The 12,111-nt window shown below is 43.8% G+C and carries 12 protein-coding genes; 1 reads left to right on the forward strand and 11 read right to left on the reverse strand.

Annotated features, from left to right (window positions below; genetic code table 11):
- Nucleotides 1-422: 422 nt before the first annotated feature.
- The 4 genes from ACTB1O_RS04330 to tsaA all read right to left on the reverse strand — a co-directional run bounded on the left by ACTB1O_RS04330 (nucleotide 423) and on the right by tsaA (nucleotide 2,289).
- Nucleotides 423-1,046, reverse strand: a complete 624-nt coding sequence (locus tag ACTB1O_RS04330) for a LysE family transporter (RefSeq protein ID WP_462993913.1) — start codon at nucleotides 1,044-1,046, stop codon at nucleotides 423-425.
- A gap of 66 nt (nucleotides 1,047-1,112) precedes the next feature.
- Nucleotides 1,113-1,307, reverse strand: a complete 195-nt coding sequence (locus ACTB1O_RS04335; RefSeq protein ID WP_462993914.1) for a helix-turn-helix transcriptional regulator — start codon at nucleotides 1,305-1,307, stop codon at nucleotides 1,113-1,115.
- Entirely contained in the window at nucleotides 1,291-1,728 is a 438-nt protein-coding gene (locus ACTB1O_RS04340; RefSeq protein WP_462993915.1) for a DUF2178 domain-containing protein, read from the reverse strand. Before ACTB1O_RS04340 ends, ACTB1O_RS04335 begins: the two co-directional genes overlap by 17 nt.
- Before the next feature lie 129 nt (nucleotides 1,729-1,857).
- Nucleotides 1,858-2,289 (reverse strand): tRNA (N6-threonylcarbamoyladenosine(37)-N6)-methyltransferase TrmO, encoded by a 432-nt coding sequence (tsaA, locus tag ACTB1O_RS04345; protein WP_462993916.1) that lies wholly within the window; start codon nucleotides 2,287-2,289, stop codon nucleotides 1,858-1,860.
- Nucleotides 2,290-2,398: 109 nt separating this feature from the next.
- On the opposite strand from tsaA, the gene ACTB1O_RS04350 reads away from it, so the two are divergent.
- On the forward strand, nucleotides 2,399-3,583 hold the full coding sequence (locus tag ACTB1O_RS04350; protein WP_462993917.1) for a response regulator: 1,185 nt from the start codon (nucleotides 2,399-2,401) through the stop codon (nucleotides 3,581-3,583).
- A gap of 39 nt (nucleotides 3,584-3,622) precedes the next feature.
- Here the strand turns inward: ACTB1O_RS04350 and ACTB1O_RS04355 are convergent, their stop codons facing one another.
- The 7 genes from ACTB1O_RS04355 to endA all read right to left on the reverse strand — a co-directional run bounded on the left by ACTB1O_RS04355 (nucleotide 3,623) and on the right by endA (nucleotide 12,036).
- Complete coding sequence (locus ACTB1O_RS04355) at nucleotides 3,623-3,862, reverse strand: hypothetical protein (protein ID WP_462993918.1); 240 nt, start codon at nucleotides 3,860-3,862, stop codon at nucleotides 3,623-3,625.
- A 154-nt stretch (nucleotides 3,863-4,016) separates the two neighbouring features.
- A complete protein-coding gene (locus ACTB1O_RS04360; protein ID WP_462993919.1) occupies nucleotides 4,017-4,520 on the reverse strand; it encodes a hypothetical protein in 504 nt (167 codons plus the stop codon).
- Between the two features lie 184 nt (nucleotides 4,521-4,704).
- Entirely contained in the window at nucleotides 4,705-6,390 is a 1,686-nt protein-coding gene (locus ACTB1O_RS04365; protein WP_462993920.1) for a PEGA domain-containing protein, read from the reverse strand.
- A 91-nt stretch (nucleotides 6,391-6,481) separates the two neighbouring features.
- Nucleotides 6,482-8,107, reverse strand: a complete 1,626-nt coding sequence (gene pheT, locus ACTB1O_RS04370; RefSeq protein ID WP_462993921.1) for a phenylalanine--tRNA ligase subunit beta — start codon at nucleotides 8,105-8,107, stop codon at nucleotides 6,482-6,484.
- Between the two features lie 2 nt (nucleotides 8,108-8,109).
- A complete protein-coding gene (gene pheS / locus ACTB1O_RS04375) occupies nucleotides 8,110-9,495 on the reverse strand; it encodes a phenylalanine--tRNA ligase subunit alpha (protein WP_462993925.1) in 1,386 nt (461 codons plus the stop codon).
- A gap of 267 nt (nucleotides 9,496-9,762) precedes the next feature.
- Nucleotides 9,763-11,016 (reverse strand): tryptophan--tRNA ligase, encoded by a 1,254-nt coding sequence (locus tag ACTB1O_RS04380; protein ID WP_462993922.1) that lies wholly within the window; start codon nucleotides 11,014-11,016, stop codon nucleotides 9,763-9,765.
- Nucleotides 11,017-11,037: 21 nt separating this feature from the next.
- Complete coding sequence (gene endA / locus ACTB1O_RS04385) at nucleotides 11,038-12,036, reverse strand: tRNA-intron lyase (RefSeq protein ID WP_462993923.1); 999 nt, start codon at nucleotides 12,034-12,036, stop codon at nucleotides 11,038-11,040.
- Nucleotides 12,037-12,111 lie beyond the last annotated feature (75 nt).

Consider the following 12,111-nt stretch of genomic DNA (forward strand, 5'->3'; position numbering starts at 1 on the left):
GTTTTTATGAAAAAGCCCGTTTAAATTAATTTTAAGACATCCCCGAAGGGATGAATTTTTGTGTATGTTTTTTAAGATTTTTTTGGAGGTTTTTGTTGCCTTTTTGGTTTTCAATTTGGTTTTTGGAGTTTTAGTATTTTTTTGGTGATTTACTGAGATTTCTCTGAGATGCCAAAGGTCACAGGGAGGAGATGTCTGGTCTGGTTATCCTGCCCTGTCTTTACCTCTAACACTCTGAATAATAATCTCTCTTCTGTATATATATATGAATCAAATGGCAGGGATTGCAGGGTTTAACAAGGTGGTTAAACGGTTGAAATATACGGGCAGGCATGAAGCCGGAAAAAAAGGGAGTCTGATAATGAAGCAGAATGATAAGAATCTTTGTGTCCGTCTGAATTTTAAATTTATGCCGGGTTGTCTCAGATAAATCTGTTTATAACTGAAAAAATGTAGTACGCTCCGAAAAGGACAAGAAAAATCCCGCATCCGGCAATAACTTTACCGTATACACGCTGCGGCATTATTTTTTTCCCGTGCGAAATACCTGCGGAGACTGATGTAAACCACAGTATGTCAGATAACCAGTGCCCTGCAAGAAACACTGCCGCCATTATTATGCCGCCTGAAATTCCCAAAAGCAGAAAACCGCTTCCTATTGTAAGCCACCACAGCCAGAAGTAAGGATTTGCTGCCGCTGTAATAACTCCTGCAGCAAAAGGACTTTTAATAATTTTACCGCCGTTAATTGCCGGCGAAGGTGAGAATCCTGCCTTAATATTGAGTGCCCCAAACCCGATAAGTGCAAGTCCTCCGAAAATTGCTATTAAGTCTGTATATCCGGATGCCACAGCAGAGAGTCCGAACACGATGATTACGGCAAAAACCGCCTCAATAGCAATATGTCCTGCTGAAATTCTCGGACCTGCCGTCCAGCCTGTCTCAACTGATGCCCTTATTGTTGCAACAAGAGTCGGGCCCGGTGCAAGTGCCCCTGTAAGACCTATCAGGAATGAAAGTATAAAAAATTCGGGAACTGAGTACATGTCTGTCCGTCAATGTATTGTTATTTGGGGGTGATAAATGTATAAGGGATGGAAAAGTAACCGGCATTAACCTTCGTAAGTGAATATATCCTCAATTTTAACATCAAAGCGTTCTGCAATTTTAAATGCGAGTTCAAGAGAAGGATCATATTTTCCTTTCTCTATTGCAAGAATTGTCTGTCTTGTGACTCCAACCTCGGATGCAAGTGCCTCCTGCGTCAGATCATTCATCGCACGGTAGACTTTAATCCGATTCTTCATCGTCCTCGTAGCCTCCGTATTTACGCGAATAATATATCCGGAATGCAGCGTAGATGAGAAGAATTGATGCAAGGAAGATCAACTGCGAGACAGAGCCCCTCATAGTCATATCCCTGACCCTTGGATTGTCTATGCTCATAGCCAGCGAAAATCCGGCAATAGTGAGTGCCAGCATTCCCACCCAGAAAATCTGAATAGTTCTCATCGCCGACTTCTCGTTTATCTTTGAGATCATCTCATCTACAATAACTGCATCGTCTATCTTCTGTCTTAAAAGGTATATCGCGGCAGCACCGGCTATAACAGATATTGCAACAATCTGCATTGCAGGATATTTATCATAAAGGACTGCCCACCAGAATATAAAGGCAACTGCAATTGCAATCACCGAGGCCGATATATAAAATGTATTTCTCTTCATCAGGAATACCTGCAAATATTTCTATACAAATTGTTAGACATTATTTACTAAATATTATCGTATGGTGAAAAGTGGATTTTTCATAAAATATCTGTATGAAATGAATCATCTCCAAAATATCTCCGGTATTTAGCTGGTTTTTCTCATATCGGATGCATCAGGTATACAGTCAAGTGAGGGCACATATGGTTTGATATCAATAACCGGGGTGCCATCAAGTGCATCAAGGCCGGAAACTGTAATTTTCCTGCCAGAGACATTTACAATTTTGCCGATATCAAAACCTATAGGATTTGGTCTGTTTGGGCTTCTTATACAAAATGTCGCCCTCTTCTCCTTTGACCCCGGTGGTGTGTCAGAGAGTCTGTTTCTGTCTGCCCTGTCAAACCATAAAAGGACGATAAGGTGGCTGATTCCTGAAAAATCTCCGAGACCTTCTTCATATTCTTCGAATATTTCGATTACCATCTCCTCATCCTGTTTGTATCTCCCCTGCCTGGGGGCATCTCCATGATGCTTATAAGGTGAATTTACAACGCCTATCGGATAAACTTCAGTCATATTTTGTATTCTGAGATTATTTCCTATGGGTATAAAGTATTTTTATTTTTCATTATCTGAATTGCCGGTAAATATATATCCCCTAAATACATAGGAGAGGGAAGTAACTTTGTCTGCTGTTATGGATGATAATTATACCTTTGAAAAAATGAATCCTGCGAAAATCCTTATCGTCGATGATGAAGTCCTTGGAGCAATGGGGCTTGAAAGTTCACTTAAAAGGATGGGATATGAAGTCTTAGGGATAGCTGTCACCGGCGATGAGGCAGTAAAAATTGCGGGTGAAAAAAATCCTGATATAATCTTAATGGATATAAGCCTCCATGGCGAGATGGAGGGGATATCTGCCGCAGAGACAATAAACCGGGAATTTAACATACCTATTTTGTTTTTAACAGCACATTATCGGGATAATCTCTTAAAGAGGGCACTGAAGTCAAATCCTTACGGGTACTTAAACAAACCTGTGCGTTCGGTTGAGTTAAGAACGGCAATCGAGACTGCTCTTCACAAACATATGGCAATCGAAGCTGAAAAAAAACTTTTTGTTACAGAAAAAAAGCACAGGGCTCTTTTTGAGAGGGTTGCGCAGGGTGTTTTGTATTTATCAGCCAGTATGGATATATCTGATGCAAATCCTGCTATTTACGGGATAACCGGCCTGAAGCCTGATGAAATAATCGGGAAAAATTATCTGGATGTGATGAACAATTCTATCAGGGAGGACGGAACGGTTTATCCTCCGGAGTTTCATCCGCATGTTCATGCATTTTTAACCGGAAAGAATACCCGTGACACTTTTGGGATCCTCAACACTGAAGAAAATCGTTATCACTGGGTTGTTGCAACAGCTGTCCCCGGCGGTGATTTAGGCAGTGACGGAATAACAGAATCCATTCTCACGTTTGAGGATATAACTGAAAGAATTGCCGCAGAAGAGAGGTTTTTTAAAGCCTTTGAGATGCTTCCTGTCCCGATAGCAATAGCTGATCTAAAAAACCAGACTCTTGTAGATGCAAATTGTGTTTTTTTAAATCATCTCGGGTATGAGCGTCATGAAATTGTGGGGAAATCCCTGGCGGATTTTAAAATGTTTGCTGATGAGAATGAAAAGAAGGCGTTTTACGATGCCTTAAATAAAAAAGGCGGACTAAAAAACATGCCAGTTAAGGCTCTGATGTCATCCGGAAAAATAAGAAACGGCTATATATCTGCCGAGATTATAACGATTGCAGGGTCTCCACAGGTTTTAATCTCTGTTATAGAAGATCGTGGAAGTTTCCTGGCGTTTTAATTGCCGGCGAAAACGTTAATTTTTTGGTATTTATTAAGATTATCCGCCGAATAATTTCATGAGAATTGCAACAAATCCTCCTGCACCTGCACCAACTCCTGCGGATATCTGATTCTCTTTTAACGGCAGGCCAAAAAAACCGCTTTTATTCTCCTCAAGAGTCCTTACCCTCATATCCAGTTCGCTCTCTTTTTCCTTAATCTCGGCAATTGCCGCACGGATCCATTTCACATCGCGGTTTGTCTCAATTATCATGTCTCTCTCAGACCATGGCATCATCTGTCATTAACCTCCCTCACGTTTTTAATTTATATCCGCCTCTGCCGGTATCTTTAGCATAATTCCAAAAAGGCCATGAAAAATACCCTGGGGTATTTTTCACAGAAGTGTCTTCTGAAGATTTTTTGGTATTTTTAAGCAGAGTATACTTAATTTAAGCAAGAGCGGCGACTGAGTCTGCCCAGTCTTCAACATTTGCTCTTACCGATTCGTCTTCGTAGGAGGATATTCTTACCTTTGAACGGGTGAAAGTCACATAATAGATCTCCCCGTTTGCATCGTGGCATTTTAACTGGCAGTAATATGCATCGTGTGCGGTATCTCTCAGGGGAGTTCCGCCAATCTGCCCTGCAAGAACAGTGTCTGCCATGATCTGATCAGCTGTTGCGGAGAAAGCTCCGACAGCCGGTGATTTCACAGATACTGTTCCGATTGTCTTTGCGTTATCGTCTTCAAAGACAATTTTTGCAGTGTAATACTGCCTGTTTTTTGTAACGCCGGGGATGGTTAAACCTTCGGATACATAATCTGTGCATTCAAAGGGGTTTTGCGAGATTACCCCGCTTATTATCGCATCAAAGGATGCGATGTCTGTTATCGGGTTTTCAAGAACCCGAACGGCACTTTTTGAGCTGCCTGTTTCAATAAAATCAGCCATTTTCTTCACTTACCTACTGTTTCATCACAGTTTCTGCCGGAGCAGACATCAGATGCCTGCCCGACAAAATAATAGTTGAAGTCTGGCATATTTGGATATTAGCCGTGTGCGGTGCGAAAGTGATAACTCTTAAATTACTTATAATGCCGTGTTTTTTAATTCCGGTTTTAAAAAAAGATATATTTTAGTTGTTTTTTCGTCTTATGACGATGAAGATGGCCAGTATTCCCAGAAATGCTGTTATAAATCCGAATCCGGGTGATGCCTGTGGTTTTGAAGCTGTTTTCATATCAACAGCAACATTTGCCGTTCCTCCGGCTGAAACCGTGACAGTGCCTTTTGAATCCTCATATCCGGAAAGCCTCAGCATCACATCGTGCTGTCCTGTTGTGACATCTGATATTGTGAGTGCTGTTATTCCCCTGTAAACATTGTCAAGATAGGCTTCTGCACCTGCCGGGTTTGAACTTATGTAAATTGAGCCTGTAAGGGGCTGGTTTATGAATACAAGTTCGGCATTAATACTCAGTGTCTGTCCGGCGGAAACCGAAACTGTTGTCTCATAGTCACGGTATCCTGTCTTTTCAACTGATACTTTGTATGTTCCGGGATTTACCGCCAGAACATATGATTGTTGTCCTGTCTCTCCGGTAAGGCCCTGATAGACGCCGTTTAAATATACTTCAGCTTCTCCCGGAACTGATGAAACCTTTATACGGCCTATATTTTGCCCGGGAAGTGGTATTAATGTTGCATGAACTGATGCAACCGAGTCTGCACTCACATACTGGTTAGTCTTCCAGTCATAGTATCCCGGTGCCGAAATCCTGATATTATGGGTTCCTGATGCCGTGTTTTTGAGGGTTACAGGAGACCTTCCCTTATAGATATTATCGACATATACCTCTCCTCCTGTAGGGTTTGAGGTTATGGCCAGAGTCCCGTAACTTTCGGTTTTTACAAGTGTATAATATTTTGTCAGGCTCTGTCCGTTTGATATGGCCACATTGTCGGTAGCCTGATTATATCCGCTCTTTGCAATATCAATATAATGAGTGCCCTGCGTTAGTGTGACAGTCATCGGAGTTGTTCCCTCAAATTTCCGGTCGACATACAGGCTTGCACCGGAAGGATTAGTGTTTACTGTAAGCTGCCCTCCTGTTGTGGGCTGTGCCTGAAGTGTTACATAAACACTTACAGTCTGTCCTGCGGCAGGTGCTCCCGGAAGATTCTGTGTTGCTGTGACATAGCCCTGTTTCTGAACCGAGACCTGAGAATAAGGTGTGGTTCCTGTGCTCCACGATACCGAGAGCAGTCCTCCTGTAGTAACTCCCATGTATTTGCCGTCGAAATAGACTGAAGCCCCGTCAATGTTGCAGTTTACATTGTACCAGCCTATTCCCGGGGCAGGTGTCTGTGTTATGGTTGGTGTTGCAGTTGCAGTCTGAGTTGGCGTTGGAGTTGCTGTAGGGGCAGGAGTTTGTGTAGCTGTCGGTGTTGGAGTCGCAGTTGGTGTCGGAGTTGCTGTAGGGGTAGGAGTTTGTGTGGCTGTCGGTGTGGTATCCGGCTCAAGTGTTACTGAAATTCCCTTATTTTCGCCAACTTCGAGTGACACACTCTCTGTTTTATCTTTATACCCTGTCTTTGAGACGACAACAGTATGAGTGCCTGCTGTAAGTTCATGCCCGATAACCGGAGTCGTTCCGACGTTTGCGCCGTCAATTGTGACATCCGCACCTGTCGGATTAGATGTTACCGAAAGAGATCCTGTTACAGGCAGTGTTGTTGCATTGTCTGCAATTACAGGTGATGCTGACAAAAAAATTATTGCCAGAGCTATAAGTGAAAACCAGACCAGTCTAAGATTCATGTAAATCAACCAGAATGGATTTTGTCGATATAAAGAATTTTTCTTTTAACAGCGAAAAAAATTAAAATTTAGTAAAATCCGGGTTTAAAAATTATTGCCAGGTATCTAAAAGGACTCTTAAATCAAGTTCAAAACCTGATACAGGTTCGCTCATCTCAAAATTTAGGATTACCTGTGGGTGAATTTCGCCGAATACACCTGCAAATTTGTCATTTACAAATACATCGGCACGTCTTCCTTTGATGAATGCCTCATCATCAGATTCGCTTACTGTGTATTCAACTCCGAGTTCGTGCATAAATGCGTCAAACATCCCGTATATTTCAGAGAAGTCGGCGTCGGTGTGCATTGTAACTGCCGATACCTTCTGGAAGGTCTCATCTCCGCAGACAACATCCCCTGTCGTAAACAGGCGCTGCGGAAGTTCCCTGTGCTGATTGATTTTAAGTGTCTCCATTAAAAGCGGAAGAATATCAGATCTCACAAGTGTCTGCTCCTCTGATATCGGGTGGAGCAGGAAGAGAGCGTCTTCTGAAATTTCCCTCTGCATGTATTTGTACATCACTCTCTCGTTTGAGAGCGTAAACGGCATCATCTCAAGAAATCCCAGACCTGAGAGAATGCATCTTACAGTCCCCATATTTTTCTGAAGAGGGTGTTCCGCTCCGATTGTGAATGTGTCGGGGAGTTCTGCCTTTAAATTGTCAAATCCATATGCGATTGCGACATCCTCAAACACATCCCAGTCATGCATTATGTCGGCACGGTAGCATGGAATTAAGACCTTTATTTCGTCTTTATTATGTGGTTCCGCTCCGAAACGCATCTTTTTTAGAAGCTCAGACATTTCGGCTGCAGAGAGTTCAAAGCCCAAAAGGCGGTTGCACCCGGAAACGCTTACAGTTCTCTCTGTGGGTTTGAGGGACGGAATCTGAGTGCCTCCTATCTCAACGCTTTCAATAATTCCGCCTGCCCCGGCAAGTGCGGTGCAGATGATGTTTGTCGCAGTCATTACAGCTTTTTCATCTGTTCCCGTGCAGTCGAGTAGGATGTTTTTGGTATTGGTTGTGACCTTTGTGAGTTCACCGTTTATAATCGGCGGGAATGATAGGACATTGTCATCACTGTCAACAATCAGCGGAAATCTGTCAAATTCCTCAACCAGATGAGCGTAATCCTTTCCTTTTGGATGTTGTGTAAGAATCTCATTCATTGAAAGTTCTGTGTCAAAGTCGAGCGGGATGAATTTCCTCTCTCTTTCTGATGCGATATAGGAGAAAGGAGCCTTAACTTTGTCAAGGTCGTGAACGCCGATTGCAACTTTTGACCTTCCGCGTCCGACTGCCCAGTGAAGAGCCTCCTGAAGTCCCATTAAGCTCTGGATTGCCTCTTCTGTAAAGTTTAAGCCTCTGATGACAGCCGAACCTAAGAATGGTCTGATATCCTTTAATTTTTCATCTACGGAAAAAGTAATTCCGGACGGCTTTACATCATATTCACAAAGCCCTGTTTCAATCCCCAGAAATCCTCTCATTGCCCGTGCAACGCCCTCGGTTGAGAACATATCAGGTCTGTCAGGGAAGAATTCCACATCGAAATGATCATCCTCGTATCTCTCGATATCAGCGGCAATCATCGGAAGCCTTTCAATTATCGTCTCTTTTGAGACTCCGGTGAGGTCTTCGAGATATTTGTATGGAAGTGTAATAATCGGCATTTTTAGTGGTCCTCCTTTCGGTTGACAGGACTCTCTCTTACCCAGTCGACATCGCTCTTATAGAGCTGTCTGAGATCCTTTAAGCCCATTTTAAGCATTGCAACACGGGAAACTCCAAGACCCCATGCGAGAACAGGATATGCAACGCCCCAGGGAGCTGTCACCTCTTCCCTGAATATTCCTGCACCACCGAGTTCGACCCAGCCGAGACCTTCGACATATACTTCGGGTTCAACCGAGGGTTCTGTGTACGGGAAGTATGCCGGTCTGAATCTCACGTCCTCAAAGCCCATTCTGTGATAAAACTCCTTTAAAAAGCCCATTAAGTGCCTGAATGAGACGTCACTGTCCATCACTATTCCTTCGAGCTGCTCAAACTCGGGTGTATGTGTGGGATCAATTGCCTCACGACGGTATACACGTCCGATGCAGAATGCCTTTAGGGGTTCATCGGGGTGCTCTTTTAAGTGCCGGATTGAAAGGCCTGTTGTGTGTGTCCTTAAAACACAGGTCTTTGCCTTCTCCTCATCCCATTTGCCGCCCCATCCTGTTGATGAGGTGTCGCCTCCGAACTCGTGAATGTCGCGGACAGCCTCAAAGTTTTCCGGAAGCTCCTCTTTTTTATCAAGGAAGAATGTATCCTGCATTTCACGTGCCGGATGATCCTGCGGCTGGAAGAGTGCATCAAAGTTCCAGAACGAACTCTGGATAACACTGCCGTACATCTCGGTAAAGCCCATGCTGATAAGAATCTGGCGCATCTCATCAATCAGCTGCTGGTAGGGGTGCTTTTTGCCGGCAAAAACACGCTTTGGCGGAGTTTTGACATTGTATCTGCGAAGTCTGAGCTCTAGCCATTCACCTGTTCTTATCTGTTCGGATGTTAAGGTTCCTGCCTCTATTCTGAGATCCAGGCCTGTTTCGACAAGCACCTCACCTTCGGTTGTGATGGAAACCCAGAACTCTGCGGTTTCCTTCTCCTCAATCAGCTTTCTTTTCAGGAGCTCTTTTGTGCCCGGGCTTTCCTCTCCCGGGTTATTAAGGGCGATCTCATCCTCGCCCAAAGGTGCATCGGATATCTTCTCAACGATTCCGTCCTTTATTGCAATCCATCCCTTCTTTCTGAGCCAGCCTATTCCGAGTTTTGCCTGCGGATGTGCCTGAAGGTCCTTAATTGTAATTGAATCTGTAAAAGAATCAAATAAAACTCTCTCCGGAAGACCTGTTTCGGCATATTTCTCCCCCTCTTCTGTGAGGGAGTATGAAACAGTGACTTTCTTGTGGAGGTCTGCAAGTCCCCTTGTCTGCAAAAGATTTGCATACTGAACAACTGCCTCTTCTGTCGTGTCCATTATTCTTGCAAGATAGGCAACAGACGGTCTGTCCATATTTGATATTGGGCCGAGAGCGTCCTCTGCAACCTCCTCAAAGATTTCAAGGGCTTTTCTGATCGGGTTTATGGCAATATTTTTAGTATCTTCAAGAACCCGGAGAACATCACTCAGAGGATTAAATCCTGATTTTCTGAGTTCCCTGACATCCTTAACCGTATCGTTTAAGGGCGCCAGTGCCTTCTGCTTGATAGTTTCCGCATCCTTTAGGGGTTTTAGGACCGCAAGCAGTCTCTTTTCGTTATACGTTAACTCCACTTTTCCTCACTCCTCCACCATATGTGAAACTTCGTCCATCTTTTCGTTGAAATCCTTTAAAAATTCACGAACTCTCTCAAAAGTCTCTTTCTTGCAGGTTCCGCACATAAGTTCCCCTGCTTTGCATGCCCTGCACATCTCCTTTAGTTCGGAATCATCGTCCAGTGTGTGGAAGAGATTTAAGAGATAGACAGAACACTTCTCCGGTTCTCCGCCGAGCTTTTTCTGCTCTTCAAGAGTTGTTCTTCCGCCTGTAAGAGCACTCATTATCTTCTTTTTTACATCCTTTTCAGGCTCGTCGAATCTGAACAGACTCTCAGGGACACTTGAGGACATCTTTCCACCCTGTAATCCCTGAAGGAAGGTGTGATAGGTTGCGGACGGCAAAAAGAATCCGTATCCTTTGCATCCTGTCTCAATTTTCCTGACAATGGAATCTGTCGACCCGATATCCACACCTTTTACGTCGATATGCCCCTCATATCTTCTGCATCCTGAAAATGCACCTTCAACCCTGTCCATTGCCTCTTCGGGAGCGTTCTTTGAACGTATGCTGACGCCGTCAGGGGTTTTTAAAACAGTAAACATTCTCATTTTGTTTGCGACATCACGGGTGAGTCTGATGTGCGGGTCCTGATCAATACCCACCGGAACGACTGTCGGTGCAGGCCCCTCCTGTGTCTGCGGGTAGAGAATGTCTGCGACCTGGGTTGCAACACTCATCGCATGTGCAAGTGCGGTATCCTGTGAAAAGCCGTATATTGCGGAGAGTTCCGAGAAATTTATCTTTATTGCGCTTTCAAAGGCGAGATCCTTTAAGGCGTTGTTTTCGCTCTGGGAATATGTATTGCCGCGATATCCAAGTGCAAAGAGGCACTTTAAGTACTCTTTTCCATACTCTTTGCATTTATCCCAGGATATTCCCCTGACAGCATGGGCTTCACGGTCTGCGACTGATACATATCCTGTCCCTCCCATCTGCGTGTGCCATGCGACCTCTTTCATGACCATGAGATGACCAAGGTGCGGGTGTCCTGAAGGCATAAAACCGGTCATCACATAGAACTTACTTTTATTCTCAATTGCGTCCGCAATTGATCCGTAGTCCCTTTGCCCTGCAACAATTCCCCTTCTGAAGAATGCCGGGGGATTTTTTATTCTGCCGGCAACGGGACCTGCCGGTTCGATACCAAATTCCCTGAAAAGTTTTTCCGTATCAATACTCTGGTTGTTTGACCACGGATTTATCTCGGACTGCATATTATCTTCCAACTGATATTTTTATAGCTTAATTCTCGCAAATTCGATGTACTCTATATTGTCTTTTTTTACACAGGCAAAAAGCATCTTCTTACGGACGCTGTGTGCAAGTCTTACTGAGCGTGATATAACACTCATCGGCATTGAGCCGCCTTCGGATATAGCATGAACCAGAAGTTCTGAGTGCTGTTTTCCGCCGGAATAAACCCTGAAATGATGCCCGAACTTGTATGCCGTCCTGGGTATATTTTTTAAGTCGCGAAGATGTGAGTATGTCTGTATCTTTTCATCCAGTTCATGATCTCCTTCTCCTACGCGTCTGTAATATTCATCATAGCTCATATCGCCTTCTATATCCAGAAAGCCTGATTTTATCAGATATAAAGCCTCAAGCGGGGAGAGGATTAAACGTTCTTTGTCAAATCTTGTGCCGAAAAGTGCTGATTCGTAGATGCAGTCAGCGGATTCCGTAATTATCACAGAATTTCCATAGACTATTCCTTTCGTTTTTCCTCCGGTGAAATCAGATGTTCCCTGTGGAGGATCGTTTGTTTTTATCTCGTAGTACGTTATCTCCTCTTCATCGTCAACGACTGCGAGAATAAACTGTTTTCTCACATTGCGTGCAGTTTTTACCTCTTCTCCAATTGTTTCAAAACTGATTAAGTCACGTTCGGAAAGAACCCTCATCATGTAGAATGATGTTCCTTTGCCCGGTTTTTGTCCACGCTTAAAAACCCTGAAATCATGCGGCCCCGACTGTATGACAAATCCCCTCTCGCGGATGTCACGGTAGACAAGAAACTTTCGCAGAAATTCTGATTTTTCGGTAAATTTTGCTAACAGACTGTCAAATGAGTTGTTTTCAACTTCTATTTTTCCTCTTCCGGCAAGATACAGTGCTTCTTCAGGTGTGAGCCTGAGACTTTTGCCTGACATTCTTCCGTATCCGCCCTGTTCATGCAAAATGCATCCTTCTTCTCCGAGGATAACATTTTCTCCCTCTAATTTAACTGTCACAGTTATACTTTTCCCATATTATTCCGGTTATATCCGTATTTTCTGTCTGCCTGCTTAATTTATCCTGAAAAACAC

Source organism: Methanomicrobium sp. (assembly GCF_055145805.1).